The sequence below is a fragment of the Nocardia fodinahabitans genome (assembly GCF_052983615.1).
In genome coordinates this window covers 3,832,895-3,852,302 of the sequence record NZ_JBRJJC010000001.1, presented here as the reverse complement: position 1 = coordinate 3,852,302, position 19,408 = coordinate 3,832,895, and the positions used below count along the sequence as shown (strand labels likewise).

The window sequence follows — 19,408 nt, the reverse complement described above, 5'->3', positions numbered from 1 at the left end:
TGCCGTCTCCCGGCCAGGCCGTCTGTGAGTCGGGGTTTTACGGGGAGATGAACATGCCTGTGATTAGGGGAACGAGCGGCCCCGCTATACGGGTTACGGACGGCGATGCGGGCTAGTCTCGGCCGCATGGGGCTGATCAGGGGACTTTTCGCGGGAACGATCGTGGTTGCACTGGCTTCGGCGACGCTGGTCGCCGCTCCCGCTGCCGCCGACCCCAGTGCCGAGACGCGGTGCGCGGTGACCTCTGAGCGTGATCTCGAACGTGCCAGCCCGGAACAGGTCGGGCTGGACCCGGCCAAGCTCGAGGAGGCATTGCAATTCGCCGCCACCCGTAATCGGTTCAATGTCCAAGTGTTCCGGCACAATTGCCTGGTCGGGGAGGGCCCGCGCAACGACGAGACCGGCGACGTCGCGTGGAACATCTGGAGCGTCACCAAGTCGGTGGTGTCGCTGCTCGCCGGAATCGCCTCCGACCAGGGCAAACTCGAGATCGGCGCCCCGATCGACCGGTACCTGCCCGCCGGCCTCGGCGACGCGGTGCACCGCTCGATCACGGTGGAGAACCTGCTCACCGAGACCTCAGGGATGAAGGTCGGCGTGCTCACGGAGGGCATCACCGCGGTGATCCCGGTCGACCCGAACAGCGCGGTCCAGGCGCTGGCGGTGGAGCTGACCAACCCGCCGGGCACCGCGTTCAGCTATAGCCAGCGCAATGTCGACCTGCTGTCGTGGGTGATCGAGCTGGCCGTCGGCGAACCGCTGCAGCAGTTCGCGCAGCGCGAGCTGTTCGACCCGCTCGGCATCGCCCGCTCGGACTACTACTGGGCGCGGGATCGGTCCGGGCACACCTACGGCTACGCCCACCTGCTGCTGCCGCCCAACAATCTCGCCAAGGTCGGGCTGCTCGTCGCCAACGACGGGCGCTGGGGCGCGCACCGGGTGATCTCCGCCGACTACCTGCGCAAAGCCCGCACCCCGTCACCGCAGAACAGCTGCTACGGCTACCTGTTCTGGGTGGGCGCCGACTGCGCCGAGTCCCCCGATTTCCTGCCCGCCGACAGCTTCTTCATGTCGGGGCTCGCGCTGCAGAACGTCTTCTTCCTGCCTGGCCTGGACCTGATGGTCATGTGGACCGGCGCGTTCGGCAACGAGACCGCGTACGGTGCGAGCGGGGTGATCGCGCATCCCGAGGAACTGCCGCACGAGTTCTTCCGCCGGCTGTTCGCGGCATTCACCGATACGCCCGCGCCGGTCGCCGCGCCGTATGTCGAACCGCCGATCGAGTTCGATCCGGCACGGCTGATCGACGCCAACATCCTGCTCGCGGTGTTCGGCATCGGTCCCGGCGCCTATCCGGGCTGCACCGTGTTCGACTGCCTGAGCCAGCCGCTGGCCGCGCCGTTCGCGAGCATTCCGCCGGGGTGCGCGGTGCTGGTCTGTCTCGGAGACGATCCGCGCACCCCCGGGATCCGGCGGTAGCGGTCAGCCTGGACGGACTGCGCCGGGTCGAGTCGTGAGACGAAAAACGGGCTGGGCCACCGATTGTGGTGGCCCAGCCCGTGTTACCGAACTGCTCAGCGGTTGTTCAGCAGAACTTCCGCGATCTGAATGGTGTTGAGCGCGGCGCCCTTACGCAGGTTGTCGCCGGAGATGAACAGCGCGAGACCGCGGCCGCTCGGGACGCCCGGATCCTGGCGGATGCGGCCGACCAGCGAGTCGTCCTGGCCCGCGGCGGCCAGCGGGGTCGGCACGTCGACCAGGCGCACGCCCGGCGCCTTGGCCAGCAGTTCCTGCGCCTGCAGCACCGAGATCGGCTCGGCGAACTCGGCATTGATCGACAGCGAGTGGCCGGTGAAGACCGGCACGCGCACACAGGTGCCGCTGACCAGCAGGTCGGGCAGACCGAGAATCTTGCGGCTCTCGTTGCGCAGCTTCTGGTCCTCGTCGGTCTCGCCGGTGCCGTCGTCGACCAGCGAGCCGGCCAGCGGGATGACATCGAACGCGATCGGGGCGACGTACTTGTTCGGCGCGGGGAAGTCGACGGCGCTGCCGTCGTGCACCAGCTTCTCGGCGTCGGCGGCCACCGCGCGGATCTGCGTGGCGAGCTCCTCCACACCGGCCAGGCCGCTACCGGACACGGCCTGGTAGCTCGACACGATCAGGCGCTGCAGGCCCGCCACGTCGTGCAGCGGCTTGAGCACCGGCATCGCGGCCATGGTGGTGCAGTTCGGGTTCGCGATGATGCCCTTGGGCAGGTTGCGCGTGGCCTCGGGGTTGACCTCCGAGACCACCAGCGGCACGTCGGGATCCTTGCGCCAGGCCGAGGAGTTGTCGATCACGGTGACGCCCGCCGCGGCGAAGCGCGGAGCCTGCACGCGCGACATGGTGGCACCGGCCGAGAACAGCGCGATGTCGAGACCCGACGGATCGGCGGTCTCGGTGTCCTCGACGACGATCTCGCCGCCGCGCCACGGCAGCGTCTTACCAGCCGAGCGCGACGAGGCGAAGAACCGCACCTCGTCGGCCGGGAAGTTGCGCTCTTCCAGCAGCTTGCGCATGACGGCGCCGACCTGACCGGTCGCGCCGACGACGCCTACCCGTACACCCATGGTTCAACGCCCCGTTCCGCCGTGGACGACGGCAGCCTCGTCGCCGCCCAGATCGAAGGCCTTGTGCAGGACCTGCACGGCCTCGTCGAGTTCGGTGTCGCGCACGAGCACCGAGATCCGGATCTCCGAGGTGGAGATCAGATCGATGTTCACGCCCGCGTTGGCCAGCGCCTCACAGAAGGTGGCGGTGACGCCCGGGTGCGACTTCATGCCCGCGCCGACCAGCGACACCTTGCCGATGTGGTCGTCGTAGAGGACCTGCGCGAAGCCGATCTCGTCCTGCCGCTTGGTCAGCATCTCGACCGCACGGGCGCCGTCGGTCTTGGGCAGGGTGAAGGTGATGTCGGTCTTGCCCGTGTCGACCTTGGAGATGTTCTGCAGCACCATGTCGATGTTGATCTCGGCGTCGGCGACCGCACGGAACACCTTGGCCGCGTAGCCCGGCTCGTCCGGCAGGGCGACGACGGTCACCTTGGCCTCGCTGCGGTCGTGCGCGACGCCGGTCAGGATTGCCTGCTCCACGGGAATGTCCTCCATCGATCCGAAAACAGTGGTGCCGATCTTGTCGGTGTAGGACGACCGAACATGAACGGGAACGTTGTAGCGGCGCGCGTACTCCACGCAGCGCAGCATGAGCACCTTCGAGCCACAGGCGGCCATCTCGAGCATCTCCTCGTAGGAGATCTTGTCGAGCTTCTGCGCGTCGCCGACGATGCGCGGGTCGGCGCTGAAGATGCCGTCCACGTCGGTGTAGATCTCGCAGACATCGGCTTTCAACGCCGCGGCCAGGGCGACGGCGGTGGTGTCGGAACCACCGCGGCCCAGCGTGGTGACGTCCTTGCTGTCCTGGCTGACGCCCTGGAAGCCGGCGACCAGCACGATCTGCCCCTCGGCCAGCGCCTCCTGCAGGCGGCCGGGGGTGACGTCGATGATCTTGGCGTTGCCGTGCGCGCCGGTGGTGATCACACCGGCCTGCGAACCGGTGAACGAGCGCGCTTCGGCGCCGAGCGAATGAATCGCCATGGCCACCAGCGCGTTCGAGATGCGCTCGCCGGAGGTGAGCAGCATGTCCATCTCGCGAGCAGGCGGCGCCGGGGCCACCTGCTCCGCGAGATCGAGCAGCTCGTCGGTCGTGTCACCCATGGCCGAGCAGACCACGACGACGTCGTTGCCCTGCTTCTTGGTCTCCACGATCCGTTCAGCGACGCGCCGGATCCGCTCGGCGGTGGCCACCGAGGATCCTCCGTACTTCTGAACAACGAGAGCCACGGCTAGGTCCTTCACGATCGACAATCAGGCTTGGTATCAGCGACCAAGAGTACCGGCCCAGGTCCACCGGATTCGCCGCTACCTCCCCAGCCTGTGGAAAACGACACAGGCTCGTCACCTGTGGATAACCACCGAAATCAGGCCCGGGTGAACCAGGTGACCTGCGTGCCGTTGTCGAATTCCTTGCGCTGCACCGGAGTGAAGGATGTCGGTTTGAAGACGCCGGTGAACGCCTGGACGCCGTCTCCCGCGATCACCGGGTAGCTCTTGATGACCATCTCGTCGATCTCGTCGATGAGCTGACCGGCCAGGCTGCCGCCACCGCACAGCCAGATGTCACGGCCGTCCTGTTGCTTGAGCTCGCGCACCAGCTCGGCCGGATCACCGGAGACGATCTCGACGTTCGGACCGTCGACCGGCCCGAGCGAGGACGAGAAGACGTACTGCTTCAGATGCGGGAACGGACTGACGATGCCGGCGAGGTACGCCGGGTCGTAGGTGCCGCGGCCCATCAGCATGGTGTCCCAGTGCTTGTTCGGCGTGTCCACGTCCATCCCGAAATGCGCGCGGAGGTGAGCCGGGACGGCCTCGGGGAATTCGCCGTTGAGCCACTCCGAGTACTCGGGCGGAGTCGGATAGAAGTCGTACTCGCCGCCGGGACCTGCGATGTAGCCGTCGAGGGAGACACCGATGTAGTAGACAAGCTTTCGCATGGGTACCGCCTAAGTTGTTGTACTCTGATTGAAGTGGTTTCAACGTAGTACTACAAACGGAGTGGTGTCAAGTGCGAACTAATCCCGAACGACGACAGGCGCTGCTCGACGCGGCGATCGAGGTACTGGCAAGCGAAGGCGCGCGTGGCCTCACCTTCCGCGCGGTGGACAAGCAGGCCGGGGTGCCCGTCGGCACCGCGTCCAACTACTTCGCCGGCCGCGACGAGCTGCTCACCCAGGCGGGCACCCGCTTCTACGAGGTGGTGCAGCCGTCCGAGGAGACGATGGCGCTGGTCAGCGAGGGCCCGAAGACGGTCGAGAACATCACCGCGCTGATGAAGGAGGTGGTCGGACGGCTCGAATCGCACCGCACCGCCTACCTCGCGCTACTCGAATTGCGGCTGGAGGCGACCCGGCGTCCGGAGCTGCGCGAGGTGCTCACCGAGCGGGTCAGGGCCGACCTGGATTTCAATGTCCGCAACCACCTGGCGTCGGGCCAGCCGGGCGACGAGGCGTCGGTACTCCTGCTGTATCTGGCCCTGAATTGGCTCATCGTCGAACACCTCACCCTGCCCGGGATCTTTACCGAGCAACAGAGCATGGAGCTGATCGAAACCGCCGTCGAGCGGGCGATACGCCCCTGACCCGGTCATATGTCCAGACCATAGACGTGTTGACGATCACTGGTACACATGTGCACAATCGGGCGCGAAGACAGCGGGGGTTTCGGAGGACAGGCAAGATGCGCTCGAAGATCGACATCCGATTCACCGTCGATGCTCCCGTCGACCAAGTCATGGATGCTCTGCTCGCCGTCGATCTGCTAGCCGAGTGGTCCACCACCTACAGCGACGTCCGCGTCGGCCCCCGCGACGCCGACGGCAGGCCACGCCGGGTCTTCGTCACCGCGACCTTCATGGGCAACTCCGACGCGCAGGTCCTCGAATTCTCCTGGGAGCACAACCGGGTGTCCTGGGAGGTCGTCGACAGCAGCCGCGGTTCCAAGGGCAGCGGCTCGTTCGATCTGCTCGCGACCCCCGAGGGCACCGAGCTCGACTATCACGTCGAGATCCAGCTGCCGCTGCCCATCCCCGGCATCCTGTTCAAGCGCACCCTGCGCAAGGTGAGTGACGAGGTCGTCGCCAATTTCATCGACTTCGCCGAGCGGTATCCCGAGATCGAGCGCTACGGCGTCGGCTAGGAGTTCCGCCGACGGCGAAAGCTCCCACGGTTCCACGCGGACGACGACTCCGGGTGCGACGATGGGCGCATGATCGGTACTCGACGGGTTCGGTTCCAGCAGGTGACCGAAGGCGCCTCGGTGACTCAGCTCGAACTGTTCTTCGACCTCGTGATCGTCTTCGCCTTCACCATGGTCACCGCGCTGGCCGCCGACAATCCCACCGGCGCCAACGTGGTCCGTGCGACGCTGGTCCTGGCACTGATGTGGTGGCTGTGGATCGCCTACTCCTGGCTGGGCAATGTGGTCAGAGCCGACGAGGGCATCACCCGGGTGGCGATGTTCGTCGCGATGGGCGGCGCGTTCATCGCGGCGCTGACCATTCCCGAGGCGTTCGACGACCTGAGCGGCGGCTGGTTCGGTCCGCTCGTCTTCGCCATCGCCTACCTGGTGGTGCGGCTGGTGCACGTCTCGATCTTCTGGGTGATCAGCGCCGAGGACTCCCAGCTGCGCGGGCAGCTGTTGCGCTGGGCGATCGGCTCGATCACCCTCGGCACCGCGCTGCTCGTCGTCGCCGCCATGACCGACGGCCTCACCCAGATCCTGCTGTGGCTGGCCGCGATCGCCGGCGACATGGTCTGGACCTGGTTCGCGGGCACCGACTGGCGGATCAACTCGGCCTCGCATTTCGCCGAGCGCTACGGGCTGATCGTGATCATCGCCCTCGGTGAGTCCATCGTCTCGATCGGCATCGGGGTGGCCGGCCTGCCGATCTCGTGGCCGATCGCGCTCGGCTCGATGCTCGGGCTCGCGGTGTCGGGCCTGCTGTGGTGGCTCTACTTCGACGTCGCGGCGATCTCGATCGAGCACGCCTTCGCCCATTCCCGCGGCGCGCACCAGATCAAGATCGCGCAGCGCAGCTACACCTACGGGCATTTCCCGATGATCGCCGGCGTCATCGCGCTCTCGCTCGGGTTGAAGAAGGTGCTGTACTACGTCGGCGACGCCTCGCACCACAAGCTCACCGACGCGCTGCACGGCATTCCGCTGGCCGCGCTCTACGTCGGGCCCGCATTGTTCCTGCTCGGCGTGGTCGCGGCGAAATACTATGCGACCAAGCAAATCTCGACTGCCCGGGTGGTCACCGCGGGCCTCCTGGTCGCGCTGATCCCGGTGGCGACGAACCTACCGGCGCTCGCCGCGCTGGCCCTGCTGTGCGCGCTGCTGGCCCTGCTGGTGATCTTCGAGACCATCCGCTACGCGACCCCGCGCGATCAGATCAGACACGCTTGACCTGACCGACGTGGTGGCGCACGCCGTGCTCGGCGGGCGTCGCCCCCCGGTGCGACGGCGGCACTCTCACCCCGGCGCGCACCGCGTCGGTGATCTGATCGAGGTTCTCCCGCAGCATGTCGGCGACGAGTTCGTCGGTGCGCGGATCGTCGAGCAGCTGGCGCAGCATCCGGTACACGGTGTCGGCCACCAGCCGGATGATGTCGTCGTGGAACGGGACGTAGCGCAGCTTGCTGGTCGCCGGGTCGTTCTTGATCAGGTCGACGATCATCTGGTCGACCTCGGTGTGGTTCTCCTCCAGTGCCGCGGCGATGTTCTTGGTGTAGTGCCCGGCCCGCAGGACCTTGGAGACCTCGTCGAGGATCGCGATCGTCATCGGGCGCTTGATCACGTCGACGATGGTGCCGACGAACCGGTTCACGATCGTCGCGGTGACCCGCTCCCCCAGCGCGCGATCGGCGACCCGGCCGAGCCGGATCACGATCACCACGATCCGCAGCAGCCGGAAACCGCGGAAGATCGGGCTGGTCACCGGGATCATGCCGACCACTTCGTACCAGTAGACGAACGGGAAGCTCCACGGCCAGCCCGCGCGGCGCCACCGCCACAGGAACTCGATCAGGAAGATGCCGCAGATCGTCCAGTCGGTGACCACGATCGCGTGATAGGTCGCCCCGGAGACCGGGAAGAAGGTGATCCACACGACCAGCACGACCGAGATGATCGCCAGGACCAGCATGAACAGATCGGTGCGTAGCGACGGCGTCTTGGAGCGCACGTCCGGCAACGCCTCGACCCGCTCGATGCCCGGTGAGGCCACCTCGGTACTCCCTTCGAACGCCATCGTCCTTGCCGAGCGTAACGGCCGGGTCGGTGCGCATCGGTCACATTGCGCGCGACCGGTCCGCGAGTGTCAGCGACCGGCGCCGATCACGGCCGCGATATTGCGTTCGGCCAGTGCGGTGATCGTGAGCGAGGGGTTGACCGTCGCGGTGCTGCCCGGGATCGCCGCGCCGTCCATCACGTAGAGGCCGGGGTGCCCGTGCACGCGACCGAACGCATCGGTCGCCTTGCCGAGCACCGCGCCGCCCAGCGGATGCGCGGTGAACCGGGCGTTCGCGTCGTAGCCGAGCGCGCCGTACTCGGCGAGCGCGCCCGCGCGTTCGGCGATCCGGTGATCGACCGCGCGCGCCGCGTCGACGACGGCGTCCTGGGCGCCCGCCGACCAGCTCAGCCCGACCCCGCCGCCGGCGTGATAGCCGAAGCGGGCCCTGGTCGGGTCGAGCACCATACCGAGCGAGGCGAGCGCGCCGGTCTCGAACGGAATGCCCGGGATGTACCAGTTCTCCAGGGTCAGCGGGACGCGCGACTCGTCGTAGATGCGGCTCGCGCTGGGCACGCCCTGGCCCTGGCCCGCCACCGCGCTCGCGCCGCGGGCCAGCACCACGTCACCGTTGGTGCCCCAGCCGTCGCCGATGTGCTCGTTGAGATTGGGCAGCGCGCCCGTGGCCTGGGCCCGGACCAGCAGCTCGGAGGTGCCGACGGAACCGGCGCCGAGGAACAGCTTGTCGCAGGTCAGCGTGCGGGTACCGAGGTTCTGACCGGTCGGGGCCAGTTTCGTCACGGTGACCACGAACTTGCCGCTCGCCTCCTGGGCGATGGCGTCGACGCGGTGGCCCGGATACACCTGGGACTTGCCGGTCTCCCTGGCGTAGCGCAGGTAGTTCTGGTTCAGGTCGAACTTGGCGCCGTTGGAATTGCCCAGGTTGGAGCGGGCGACGGTGGCCGAGGCGCGGGAATTGCCCGCCAGTTCACTGCGCAGTACGTCCCAGGTGAAAATCGAATCGTTGGTCACCGGCTGGTAGCCCGCGGCACGGACCTGGTCGTCCCAGGCGCGCGAGTGCGCGAACGGCGCGGAGTGGTAGATGTCGGCGGGCATCGGGTCCAGGCGGAGCATTTCGCGCACGCGCGGGTAGTAGACGCGTTCGAGCTCGCCGTAGTCGACGACACCGCCGAAGACGTGGTCGAACAGCTTGCGTTCGGGCGCCACCATCGCGCCGGTGAAGATCACCGAACCGCCGCCGACCGCGGCGGCGCGCCACACGTCGATCCCCGGGTACTCGGTGACGTCGAGGACGCCGCCGAACGCGCCGAAGCTCATCGGCACCTTGGTGACGCCGGTGAAGCTGGTGCGATGCCAGAAGCCGCGCCCGTCGGGCAGGTCGTCGCCGGTGAAGATCTCCCGCCACGGGTCGTTGGGCCAGCGCGAACCGCGTTCGAGCACGGTGTTGACGATCCCGGCCTCGGCCAGCCGCAGGGCCGTGACGGCCGCGCCGAAGCCGGAGCCGATGACGATGGCCTGCGTGTGCGCCGGTGCGTCGGGGATGGGCTCGAAGATCTCCGGTACCCAGGTACGGAACATCGCCTCGCGCGGATCGGCCGAGGCGGCCGTGGTCGTCAGCGTCGTCCCCACGGCACCGGCGATCGTCGCCAGTCCCGCCGCCTTGAAGAAGGCACGTCTGTGCACCAGGCCACCTCCCTCATCACGCATGGCCGAGCGCAGGATACCCCGTGTGAAACGCCAATGGTGTTCAACCGAGGGGCGTTTGGTGGTAGTCACAACCGGCGGGCGGGCCGCATCGAGCGGCCTGGACTCACCCCGAGGTCAGCAGCCGGATCACCGCGATCGTGCCCACGATGACGATCACCGCGCGCAACGCGTTCGGCGGCAGCTTGCGTCCCACCTTCGCGCCGAGCTGGCCACCGATGATCGAGCCGACCGCGATCAGCGCGACCGCCTGCCAGTTCACCTCGGCGATCGCGATGAAGATCGCCGCCGACACCGCGTTCACGATCAACGCCAGCACATTCTTCACCGCGTTGAGCCGCTGGATGTCCTCGTGCACGAACACCCCGAGCAGGCCGAGCAGCAGCACGCCCTGGGCGGCGCCGAAGTAGCCGCCGTAGATGCCGGTGCCGAACACCGCGACCAGCAGGATCGGGCCGCCGTGCTCGGGAGTGGCCGCGTCACCGTCGGCCCTGCGCCGCTTCACCCAGGCCGCCAGCCGGGGCTGCACGACCACCAGGATCAGCGCGGCGATGATCAGCACGGGCACGATCGCCTGGAAGGCCTCGGCGGGCATGACGAGCAGCAGGATCGCGCCGGTGATGCCACCGAGCAGCGAGGCGGTGCCCAGCTGCAGCAGTCGCGACCGCTGCCCTTCCAGTTCGCGCCGGTAGCCGATCACCCCGCTGACCGAGCCGGGGACCAGGCCGATCGTGTTGGACACGTTCGCCGTCACCGGCGGCACACCGAAGGCAAGCAGCGTGGGGAAGGTGATCAGGGTGCCGGAGCCGACGATCGTGTTGATGCCACCCGCGGCGATGCCCGCCGCGAGAATGGCCACTTGCTGTAACCAAGTCATCCGAGTTCCTTTGTGACGTCTCGTCGGACGCGATGGTCCGTACAAGCGTGCGATTCGCTGAAAACCGTACCGCTCGCTTACTACCGGCCGGTTTCCCCAGGCCGCTTACCAGCGGGGCAGGGCACGCGGTATCCTCGAAGGATCATGCAGCGGGCACTTCTTCTCGGCCGCCGCGACGGGTTCTGATACGGACCGGCTCCCGTCGCGGGGTTCCAACGCGCCGGTCGACCCGCTCCCACCAGGGAATCCACCTCACCCACGGAGAAACTTGCATGTCCTCGGCTGACGCATTCGTATCCGCTTCGCGCACCATCACGGCCCCCGGCAAACCCGCACCGGCCGACCAGCCCGCCTGGAACAACCAGAAGAACTCGTCGATGCCGTCGTTCCGGTACCGGCCCTTCGCCGAAGAGGTCGAGCCCATCTCGGTGCCCGACCGCACCTGGCCCGACAAGATCATCGATCGCGCCCCCGCGTGGTGCGCCGTCGACCTGCGCGACGGCAACCAGGCCCTCATCGACCCGATGAGCCCGGCCCGCAAGCGCCGCATGTTCGACCTGCTGGTCCGGATGGGCTACAAGGAGATCGAGGTCGGTTTCCCGGCCGCCAGCCAGACCGATTTCGACTTCGTCCGCGAGATCATCGAGGACGGCGCGATTCCCGCCGACGTCACCATCCAGGTCCTGACCCAGTGCCGCCCCGAGCTGATCGAGCGCACCTTCGAGGCCTGCAACGGCGCACCGAACGTCATCGTGCACTTCTACAACTCCACCTCGATCCTGCAGCGCCGGGTGGTCTTCCGCGCCGAGCGCGACGCGGTGAAGAAGATCGCCACCGATGCCGCCGCGCTGTGCCTGGAGATCGAGCAGCGCTACCCCGACACCGAATGGCGCTACGAGTACAGCCCGGAGTCCTACACCGGTACCGAGCTGGACTACGCCCGTGAGGTCTGCGACGCGGTCTCGGCGATCATCGCGCCGACCCCGGCCAAGCCGCTGATCATCAACCTGCCCGCGACCGTCGAGATGGCCACGCCGAACGTGTACGCCGACTCGATCGAGTGGATGCACCGCAACCTGGCCCGCCGCGATTCGATCGTGCTGTCGCTGCACCCGCACAACGACCGTGGCACCGCCGTCGCGGCCGCCGAGCTGGGCTACCAGGCCGGCGCCGACCGCATCGAGGGCTGCCTGTTCGGCAACGGCGAGCGCACCGGCAACGTCTGCCTGGTGACGCTGGGCATGAACATGTTCTCCCGCGGCGTCGACCCGCAGATCAACTTCTCCGACATCGACGAGGTCCGTCGCACGGTGGAGTACTGCAACCAGCTGGCCGTTGCCGAGCGTCACCCCTACGGCGGCGACCTGGTCTACACCGCCTTCTCGGGCAGCCACCAGGACGCCATCAACAAGGGCCTGGACGCGATGAAGGCCGCCGCCGACGCGCAGAACGCCGACGTCGCCGACATCACCTGGGAGGTCCCGTACCTGCCCATCGACCCGAAGGACGTCGGCCGGACCTACGAGGCCGTCATCCGGGTGAACTCGCAGTCCGGCAAGGGCGGCGTCGCCTACATCATGAAGACCGATCACGGTCTGGTGCTGCCGCGCCGGCTGCAGATCGAGTTCTCGCAGGCGATCCAGGCGATCACCGACGGTGAGGGCGGCGAGGTGACGCCCAAGGAGATGTGGGACGTCTTCGCCACCGAGTACCTGAACCCGATCCTGCCGCTGGAGCGGATGCGCCAAAAGGTGACCGCGTCGGAGACCGACGGCGGCGTCGACACCATCGTCGCCACGGTCAAGGTCGACGGCGTCGAGCAGGAGATCACCGGGTCCGGCAACGGCCCGCTGGCCGCGTTCGTCGACGCGATCGCCACCGTCGGGTTCGACGTGCGGGTGCTCGACTACAGCGAGCACGCCATGTCCGCCGGTGACGACGCGCAGGCCGCCGCCTACGTCGAGGTCGCGATCGGCGACAAGGTCGTGTGGGGCGTCGGTATCGCCACCTCGATCACCACCGCGTCGCTGCGGGCCGTCGTCTCGGCGGTCAACCGGGCAGCCGCCGGTACCGCCGCTCAGGGAAGGTAGCGGTCGTCCGGTAGCCGGGCGCGCCGCTCCGGATTCGGCGGGTCGTCCGGTAGCCGGGCCCGCCTCCCCGGGATGCAGCGGACCGTCCGGTAGCTCGACCGTTGGCGGTCGGGCTTACGTTCAGTGCGGGTGGGTCGGAGGTGCTTGGGGAGCTACCCGTGTCCGTACGACATCACCGGGTGGCGTTTGTCGCACATCGCGCACTCGTGGCCCCGAACGCCCCGACCTCGAGGAGGGGCAGGCCGACGAAGTCGGCCGTCGCGGCCGTCCCGCCGGTCAGGCACCGTTGCGCAAGCGACGAAGGAGCAAGCAACGGTGTCTGACCGGCGGGACAGGAGGGGCCGCGACCTCGAGCGCGCCAGCGCTCCAAATAACACCGTGCTAGCGTTTTGGTGCACATTCAGCGCCGAGCTTCCTGCTCGTTCATCGGGCAAAGTGGGGGAACTGTGACCAACAACGACCATAATCCGACGTCTCCGCCCTGGCTGCAGAGTCCGTCGGCTGAGACGGCCGACGCTGCGTCCGGATCCGCCGGAGTGCAGACGGCCACCGGCGACGACATCGAGCCCACCGATACCGCCGCCGAGCAGCCGGGCGAGGCTCCCGAGCCGCAGCCCGCCGAGGCCGCGGCCGAGCCGCACGCCGGGCTCGCCGACCAGACCGTGTTCCAGCCCGGTGGCTTCGTGCCCGGCCCGTTCGCCCCGAACGGGTACCCGGGGGCGCCCGATCCGTACCAGAGTGGTGGCGCGCATCCCCTGGTGAACGGCCCCGAGCAGCAGCCGTGGCCCGGTCAGCCCGCGCCGGGCACCGAGCAGCCGTGGCCGGGGCAGCCCGGCGCCGAACAGCCCTACCCCGGTCCGCAGGCGACCGGTGAGCAGCCCTATCCCGGCGCTCCCGGGCCGTATCCGGGCGCACCCGAGCAGCCGCAGTTCCCCGGGCAGGAGCAGCAGCCGCAGGGTCCGCAGTCCGAGCCCATCTACAGCTGGGCGCCCCCGCCGCCGCCGATGTACCAGCCGCCGATGCAGGGCGGCATGCCGCCCGGTCCGATGCCCGGTCAGCCGGGGCAGCCCGGTCCGATGGGCGCGACGCCCGGTCAGCCGCAGTGGCAGGGCGGCCCGGCGCAGCAGCATCAGCCGTTCCAGCCGCAGCACGTGAACGCGCCCGGTCAGCCCGGCCATTCGGTCAACGATCTGAACCTGCTCAAGCGGGCCCGCAAGGCGCCGCGCAGCGGGTGGCGGCGCGCCGTGCACAAGGCCTCCGGCGGCATGATCAACCCGGGTGAGTCGGCGGCCGACGTCGTCCACCGCGATCTCGCCGAGCGGGTCAACCAGCCGGTCCGCGGTGACTACCGGATCGCGATCCTCTCGCTCAAGGGTGGCGTCGGCAAGACCACCACCACGGTCGGCCTTGGTTCCACCTTCGCCTCGCAGCGTGGCGACCGCGTCATCGCGATCGACGCCAACCCCGACCTGGGCACCCTCGCCCACCGGGTGCCGCGCCAGACCCGCTCGACGGTGCGCAACCTGCTCGAGGACCAGAGCATCACCCGCTACTCGGACGTGCGAGCGCACACCTCGCAGGCCCCGAGCCGGCTGGAAGTGCTTGCCTCCGAGCAGGACCCGGCCGTGTCGGAAGCCTTCAGCGAAGCTGATTACCGCAAGGCGATCGGCATCCTGCAGTCGTTCTACAACATCATCCTGACCGACTGCGGTACCGGTCTGATGCACTCGGCGATGTCCGGCGTGCTGGACATGGCGAGCTCGCTGGTGCTGGTCACCTCGCCCGCGATCGACGGTGCGCGCAGCGCCTCGGCGACGCTGGACTGGCTCGACCACCACGGCTACAGCAAGCTCGTCGAGCGCACCGTCGTCGTCGTGAACGCCTCGCGCCGCGGCGCGTCGACGGTCGACCTGGACCAGCTGCGCAAGCTGTTCCTCGACCGCACCCGCGCCGTGCAGATCGTCCCGTTCGACGATCACCTGGCCGAGGGGGCCGAGATCGACCTCGAGCTGGTCAGCAAGCCGACCAGGCGCGCGCTGCTCGAACTGGCCGCGATGGTCGCCGACGATTTCGGCTACCACGGGCAGCAGCAGGGCCAGCAGTTCCCGCCACAGGGCCAGCCCTACCAGGGTCAGCAGCAGTACCAGCCGGGGCAATTCTGAGATAGCCGAAGGTAATTGGGGGGGGGACATGTCCGAGGTCGTGGCCGCGCGCCATGTCGCCGGGATGGCGGCGGGCGCGGGACTCGGTAGTCACCGGGCGGCGTACACCCCGGCCGTGATGGCGTGGAGCCGGATTCGGGTGCTCGGGATCGTGGCGGGTGTCGCGCTCGCGGTGACGGCCCCGGCCTTCGTCACCGATCAGGCCGGGATCGCCTGGATCACCGGGCTGATCGCGATCGGCGCGGGGTTCGGATTCGTGCTGAGCACGGCGCAGGCGTGGTGGCACGAGCGCGAGACCGCGGGCAACCGGCTCGCCGTCTACGACCACGGCCTGGTCGCGGTGGTCGGCGGGCGCACCAGCGTCGCGCGGTTCGACTCGACGACGGTGTTGCAGAAGATCGTCCGTAAGCGCGCCAACGGCGGCCCGATCATCACCGTCCACACCTACACGCTGACCGATCTCGCCGGTCAGCACTTCGTGCTCGACAGCTCGTTCACCGACGCCGATCAGTGGGGCCAGTGGCTTCAGCAGGCCGTCACCGCGGCCCAGCTGCCCCAGGCGCTCGCGGCGGTACAGGCCGGACACCGGCTCGACTTCGGCGACCTCTGGCTGACCGCGAACGAGATCGGCGCGCGCAACAAGAGCGTGCCGTGGCACCAGGTCCAGGGCCTGCAGACGGTCTCGGGCTACGCCGAGATCGCCGTCGAGGGCACGTGGTTCGGGCTGAACTCGACCTCGATCGCCGACATCCCCAACTTCTTCGTCCTGCGCGCGCTGGTCGACCGGCTGCGCGCGTCGGTCAGCTCGCGCTGACCTCGCGGGCCGCGGCCTCGAAGGCGTCGAGCACCGCGGCGATGGCGGGACGCCGGTGCGCCTGCGGCCGGGTGAGCAGTTCGTACACCCGCGCCGCGCGCACCCCGGCCAGCCGCAGCACCGACAGCCCGGGATGGGCGACCGCGAAGCGCGGCATCAGCGCGACACCGTAGCCCGAGGCCACGAGCGTTTCGATCACCCGGAACTCGTTGAGCCGCTGCGCGATCCGTGGCCGCACTCCGGTGATGGTGGCGATCGACTCGAGCACGTCGTCGACCGGGAATCCGCCGCGCACGCTCACCCACGTCTCGTCGGCCAGCTCCTCCGGGCGTACCGCCCGCCTGCCCGCGAGCGGGTGCGTCGCCGCGACGACGACGTCGATCGGTTCCCGCATGAGCACCCGCGCCGAGAGCCGCGGACCGGCCGGCGAAGGGGCACGCTCGTCGCGATGGGTGAGCACGATGTCGTAGTCGGCCAGCAGTTTGGGCGCTTCCGACGGCGGCAGGTCCTCGTCGCCCGCGACGATCCGCACGCCGCTGCCGGCGAGCGCGGTGAGCACCGGCGGCAGCAGCAGCGCGGCGCCGGACGGGAACGACGCCACCCTGACCTGCCCGCGCGGTGAGCCACGGTAGTGCGCCATCTCGGCGGTCGCGCGCTCCATCGCGGCGAGCACGTCGTCGGCCCGCAGCACCAGCGCCTGGCCGGCATCGGTGAGCCGCACGCGTCGCCCGTCCGGCTCGAGCAGCGCGACGCCGGCTTCCCTGGCGAGCACCTTCAGTTGCTGCGACACCGCCGAGGGAGTCATCGACAGCGCCGCGGCGACGGCGGCGACCGTGCCGCGATCGGCCAGCTCGCGCAGAATCCGCAGTCGGTCGATGGAAAACATGAAGTAAATCTACTTTATTTATCCACTTTTATTCGATTGTCCTGATGCTTCGCCAATCGCACGATTAGGGCGTGACCACCCGCGACCGCCTGCTCGGACTGACCGTCGTCGTGCTCTGGGGCCTGAACGTCCTGGCCATCCGGATCGGCCTCGACCACTTCCCGCCGTTCTTCTTCGCCGCGCTGCGGTTCGCCGTCATCGCGATCCCCGTGCTCGTCTTCATTCCGCGGCCCGCCGTGCAAACCCGCTGGCTGCTGCTCTACGGCACCGGCTTCGGCATCCTGCAGTTCGCCTTCCTGTTCACCGCGATGCGCACCGGCATGCCGACCGGGCTCGCCTCGCTGGTGCTGCAATCCTCCGCGCCGTTCACGGTGGTGCTGGGCGCCGTGCTGCTGCGCGAGCGGCTGCGGCCGGTCCAGGTCGCGGGCCTGGCGGTGGCGGTGCTCGGCATGGCCGTCATCGGCGCCGACCGGCTGGCCCATGCCACGCTGCTTCCGGTGCTGCTGACGCTGGCCGGCGGGCTGGGGTGGGCGTTCGGCAATATCGGCGCGCGCCAGGCGGGCGCCGACTCCCCCGGCTTCGATCCGCTGCATCTGACGCTGTGGATGTCGGTGATCCCGGTGCTCCCGCTGCTGGCGCTGTCGATGGCTGTCGAGGGGCCTGACACCGGTTTCCGCGCGCTCGGCGCGGCCGTCTCCTCGACCGCCGGGCTCCCCGCGCTGGCCGCGCTCGCCTATATCGCCCTCCTCGCGACGGTCTGCGGATCGGGCCTCTGGACATATCTGATGAGCCGCTATCCGGCGGGCACGGTGGCGCCGTTGTCGCTGCTCGTCCCGGTCGTCGGCATCGCCGCGGCCTGGGTGGCCCTCGACGAGCAGCCGTCGGCGGCCGCGCTCGTCGGCGGCGCGATCGTGATCGCCGGCGCCTTCGCCGCGACGACCACCCGGCAGCTTCGGCGGGTACCGGACCCGGTCCCGGATCGCGGCCTGGTTCAGGTCTAACGTCCAAATCAGCGCACAATCGCGAAGGCTCTGGCTAGCATGTGACCGATCGCGCGATGCGTTTTCCGCGCGACCGGTCGGTTTCGAGCTCGGGCGAACGACATGCAGGTCGCAATAGCCAGGTCTTCGCCGCGCTCTAGAGTGATAGCAAATCGCAGGCAATAATTCGAGCAAGGCAGCTGAACAGCATATGGCGCAACGGTGGCCCGTCTCGCGGAGGACCTTTCTCCGCGGCACAGTCGCAGCGGGGGTGGTATCGGCGGGGGCCGTGGCGGGCGCGCCGGGTGTTGCGCTGGGCGCGCCGCCCGGCCGGCGGGTCGCGGTCCTCGGTGGCGGTGTCGCCGGGCTGACGGCGGCGCACGAGCTGGCCGAACGCGGTTTCGAAGTCACCGTCTACGAGGCCAGGGCCTTCGGCGGCAAGGCCCGCAGCGTGCCGGTACCGGGCACCGGCCGCGACGGCAGGCCCGATCTGCCCGGTGAGCACGGCTTCCGCTTCTTCCCCGGCTTCTATCAGAACCTGCCCGACACCATGCGCCGGATCCCCGTCGCGGGCAATGCCGACGGCGTGTGGAGCAATCTGCTCACCGTGCCCGAGGCCAGGTTCTCCCGCCGCGACACCGACGACATCCTGCTCGCCCTGCCCGACGGCTTCACCAACCCGAACACCCATCCGGACGCGATCAGGGAAACCTTGGCCGCCACCCTCTCGACGATGACGAAGATGCCGCCCGCCGAGGTCGCGTACTTCGCCAACCGGCTGCTGGTGTTCAACAGCAGCTGCGAGGCCCGCCGCTTCGGCCAGTGGGAGCACACCTCCTGGCAGGACTTCGTGCACGGCCACGAGCGCTCGCACGAGTTCCGCGCGATCGTCTCCCGCTCGCTCACCAGCATCATGGTCGCGGCCAAGGAGGATCTGGCCAGCACGCGCACCATCGGCAGCATGGGCGAGCAGTTCCTGGGCAACCCGCTCGGCCTCGGCAACGACGGCGGCCTGGACCGGGTACTGAACAACGCCACCAATATCGCCTGGATCGACCCGTGGGTGCAGCACCTGCGCGGACTCGGCGTGCGGTTCGAACTCGGCGCGCGCGTCGAGGAACTCGTGGTGCGCGACAAGCGCATCGGCGCCGCGCGGATCACCGACGCCACCGGGGCCCGCACCGTCGAGGCCGACTATTTCGTCACCGCGCTGCCGGTCGAGCAGGCGCGCAAACTCTGGTCGCCGCAGTTGCTCGAACTGGCGCCGGAACTGGCCGCGACCGATCGCCTGTTCGTCGACTGGATGAACGGCATGCAGATCTATTTCCGTTCCCCACTGCATATTTCGCGCGGGCATACCGCGTTCGTGGATTCGCCGTGGTCGCTCACCTCGATCAGCCAGAACCAGCTGTGGACCCACAAGCTGAATTCGTTCGGTGACGGATCGGTGGCCGACTGCCTGTCCGTCGACATCTCCGATTGGAATACGCCCGGCATGCTCTACGGCAAGCCCGCCGTGGAATGCACGCACGAGGAGATCTTCCGCGAGGTCTGGGCCCAGCTCGCCGCACATCTCAACGACCGCGAACAACTGCTACGCCCGGCCGACGTCCATTCCTGGTTTCTCGACCCGGGGATCACCTGGCAGGGCAGCCGGAACGCGAATGCCGATCCGTTGCTCATCAATACCGCCGGCTCGTGGGACGCCCGGCCCGAGCCGCACGGATCGATCGAGAATCTTTTCCTGGCAGGCGATTACGTGCGCACCGATGTCGACCTGGCGACCATGGAGGGCGCCAACGAGTCGGCGCGCGCCGCGGTCAACGCGCTGCTCGACGTGTCGGGCTCATCGGCCCAGCGCTGCCGCACTTTCCGGCTGCGCCGCACGCCGGAACTCGAGCCGCTGCGGGTGCTCGACGCCGATCGCTACGCCCGGGGATTGCCCAATATGTTCGACGAATAGTTGTGAACTGTTGGAACGACCAGA

General features: G+C 68.7%; 16 protein-coding genes. 9 read left to right on the top strand and 7 right to left on the bottom strand.

Features of this window, described 5'->3' with window-relative positions; genetic code table 11:
- The first annotated feature begins 126 nt into the window (after window positions 1-126).
- Window positions 127-1,479 carry a serine hydrolase domain-containing protein gene (locus tag NV348_RS17870; protein WP_447147906.1) on the top strand — a complete coding sequence of 451 codons (1,353 nt, stop codon included), beginning with the start codon at window positions 127-129 and terminating at the stop codon, window positions 1,477-1,479.
- Between the two features lie 95 nt (window positions 1,480-1,574).
- Here NV348_RS17870 and NV348_RS17865 read toward each other — a convergent pair whose 3' ends face one another.
- From NV348_RS17865 to NV348_RS17855, 3 genes are all read right to left on the bottom strand, one after another.
- Entirely contained in the window at window positions 1,575-2,609 is a 1,035-nt protein-coding gene (locus NV348_RS17865; protein ID WP_447147905.1) for an aspartate-semialdehyde dehydrogenase, read from the bottom strand.
- A 3-nt stretch (window positions 2,610-2,612) separates the two neighbouring features.
- Window positions 2,613-3,878: an aspartate kinase gene (locus tag NV348_RS17860; RefSeq protein WP_447147904.1), complete on the bottom strand. Its 1,266-nt coding sequence runs from the start codon at window positions 3,876-3,878 to the stop codon at window positions 2,613-2,615.
- A 137-nt stretch (window positions 3,879-4,015) separates the two neighbouring features.
- Window positions 4,016-4,591, bottom strand: coding sequence for a dihydrofolate reductase family protein (locus NV348_RS17855; protein WP_447147903.1), 576 nt, complete (start codon window positions 4,589-4,591; stop codon window positions 4,016-4,018).
- A 71-nt stretch (window positions 4,592-4,662) separates the two neighbouring features.
- On the opposite strand from NV348_RS17855, the gene NV348_RS17850 reads away from it, so the two are divergent.
- The 3 genes from NV348_RS17850 to NV348_RS17840 all read left to right on the top strand — a co-directional run bounded on the left by NV348_RS17850 (window position 4,663) and on the right by NV348_RS17840 (window position 7,064).
- The gene (locus NV348_RS17850) at window positions 4,663-5,235 is read left to right on the top strand and encodes a TetR/AcrR family transcriptional regulator (protein WP_447147902.1); all 573 of its coding nucleotides are present in this window, start codon (window positions 4,663-4,665) and stop codon (window positions 5,233-5,235) included.
- Window positions 5,236-5,333: 98 nt separating this feature from the next.
- Entirely contained in the window at window positions 5,334-5,792 is a 459-nt protein-coding gene (locus NV348_RS17845; RefSeq protein WP_447147901.1) for an SRPBCC family protein, read from the top strand.
- A 69-nt stretch (window positions 5,793-5,861) separates the two neighbouring features.
- The gene (locus tag NV348_RS17840) at window positions 5,862-7,064 is read left to right on the top strand and encodes a low temperature requirement protein A (RefSeq protein ID WP_447147900.1); all 1,203 of its coding nucleotides are present in this window, start codon (window positions 5,862-5,864) and stop codon (window positions 7,062-7,064) included.
- Here NV348_RS17840 and NV348_RS17835 read toward each other — a convergent pair.
- From NV348_RS17835 to NV348_RS17825, 3 genes are all read right to left on the bottom strand, one after another.
- The gene (locus NV348_RS17835; RefSeq protein ID WP_447147899.1) at window positions 7,051-7,908 is read right to left on the bottom strand and encodes an ion transporter; all 858 of its coding nucleotides are present in this window, start codon (window positions 7,906-7,908) and stop codon (window positions 7,051-7,053) included. The two genes, NV348_RS17840 and NV348_RS17835, sit on opposite strands and share 14 nt — an antisense overlap.
- A gap of 69 nt (window positions 7,909-7,977) precedes the next feature.
- Window positions 7,978-9,591 carry a GMC oxidoreductase gene (locus tag NV348_RS17830; RefSeq protein WP_447147898.1) on the bottom strand — a complete coding sequence of 538 codons (1,614 nt, stop codon included), beginning with the start codon at window positions 9,589-9,591 and terminating at the stop codon, window positions 7,978-7,980.
- 127 nt (window positions 9,592-9,718) lie between these two features.
- Complete coding sequence (locus tag NV348_RS17825; protein ID WP_447147897.1) at window positions 9,719-10,489, bottom strand: sulfite exporter TauE/SafE family protein; 771 nt, start codon at window positions 10,487-10,489, stop codon at window positions 9,719-9,721.
- Window positions 10,490-10,761: 272 nt separating this feature from the next.
- Between NV348_RS17825 and leuA the strand changes: the two genes are divergently transcribed.
- From leuA to NV348_RS17810, 3 genes are all read left to right on the top strand, one after another.
- Window positions 10,762-12,579, top strand: coding sequence for a 2-isopropylmalate synthase (gene leuA / locus NV348_RS17820; protein WP_447147896.1), 1,818 nt, complete (start codon window positions 10,762-10,764; stop codon window positions 12,577-12,579).
- Window positions 12,580-13,115: 536 nt separating this feature from the next.
- Complete coding sequence (locus NV348_RS17815; RefSeq protein ID WP_447147895.1) at window positions 13,116-14,741, top strand: MinD/ParA family ATP-binding protein; 1,626 nt, start codon at window positions 13,116-13,118, stop codon at window positions 14,739-14,741.
- A 28-nt stretch (window positions 14,742-14,769) separates the two neighbouring features.
- The gene (locus NV348_RS17810) at window positions 14,770-15,555 is read left to right on the top strand and encodes a DUF6585 family protein (protein ID WP_447147894.1); all 786 of its coding nucleotides are present in this window, start codon (window positions 14,770-14,772) and stop codon (window positions 15,553-15,555) included.
- Here the strand turns inward: NV348_RS17810 and NV348_RS17805 are convergent.
- A complete protein-coding gene (locus NV348_RS17805; protein WP_447147893.1) occupies window positions 15,542-16,441 on the bottom strand; it encodes a LysR family transcriptional regulator in 900 nt (299 codons plus the stop codon). The two genes, NV348_RS17810 and NV348_RS17805, sit on opposite strands and share 14 nt — an antisense overlap.
- A gap of 71 nt (window positions 16,442-16,512) precedes the next feature.
- Here NV348_RS17805 and NV348_RS17800 point away from each other — a divergent pair, with 71 nt between their 5' ends.
- Together NV348_RS17800 and NV348_RS17795 are read left to right on the top strand one after the other, a co-directional pair.
- Window positions 16,513-17,442: an EamA family transporter gene (locus NV348_RS17800; protein WP_447147892.1), complete on the top strand. Its 930-nt coding sequence runs from the start codon at window positions 16,513-16,515 to the stop codon at window positions 17,440-17,442.
- Window positions 17,443-17,632: 190 nt separating this feature from the next.
- Window positions 17,633-19,384 (top strand): hydroxysqualene dehydroxylase, encoded by a 1,752-nt coding sequence (locus tag NV348_RS17795; RefSeq protein WP_447147891.1) that lies wholly within the window; start codon window positions 17,633-17,635, stop codon window positions 19,382-19,384.
- Window positions 19,385-19,408: the final 24 nt, after the last annotated feature.

What these genes read in the sequence shown, in the direction of transcription:
- leuA (WP_447147896.1), top strand. Translation starts at nt 10,762, where the DNA reads ATGTCCTCGGCTGACGCATTCGTATCCGCTTCGCGCACCATCACGGCC.
- NV348_RS17795 (WP_447147891.1), top strand. Translation starts at nt 17,633, where the DNA reads ATGGCGCAACGGTGGCCCGTCTCGCGGAGGACCTTTCTCCGCGGCACA.
- NV348_RS17805 (WP_447147893.1), bottom strand. Translation starts at nt 16,441, where the DNA reads ATGTTTTCCATCGACCGACTGCGGATTCTGCGCGAGCTGGCCGATCGC.
- NV348_RS17840 (WP_447147900.1), top strand. Translation starts at nt 5,862, where the DNA reads ATGATCGGTACTCGACGGGTTCGGTTCCAGCAGGTGACCGAAGGCGCC.
- NV348_RS17845 (WP_447147901.1), top strand. Translation starts at nt 5,334, where the DNA reads ATGCGCTCGAAGATCGACATCCGATTCACCGTCGATGCTCCCGTCGAC.
- NV348_RS17825 (WP_447147897.1), bottom strand. Translation starts at nt 10,489, where the DNA reads ATGACTTGGTTACAGCAAGTGGCCATTCTCGCGGCGGGCATCGCCGCG.
- NV348_RS17855 (WP_447147903.1), bottom strand. Translation starts at nt 4,591, where the DNA reads ATGCGAAAGCTTGTCTACTACATCGGTGTCTCCCTCGACGGCTACATC.
- NV348_RS17810 (WP_447147894.1), top strand. Translation starts at nt 14,770, where the DNA reads ATGTCCGAGGTCGTGGCCGCGCGCCATGTCGCCGGGATGGCGGCGGGC.
- NV348_RS17865 (WP_447147905.1), bottom strand. Translation starts at nt 2,609, where the DNA reads ATGGGTGTACGGGTAGGCGTCGTCGGCGCGACCGGTCAGGTCGGCGCC.
- NV348_RS17835 (WP_447147899.1), bottom strand. Translation starts at nt 7,908, where the DNA reads ATGGCGTTCGAAGGGAGTACCGAGGTGGCCTCACCGGGCATCGAGCGG.
- NV348_RS17870 (WP_447147906.1), top strand. Translation starts at nt 127, where the DNA reads ATGGGGCTGATCAGGGGACTTTTCGCGGGAACGATCGTGGTTGCACTG.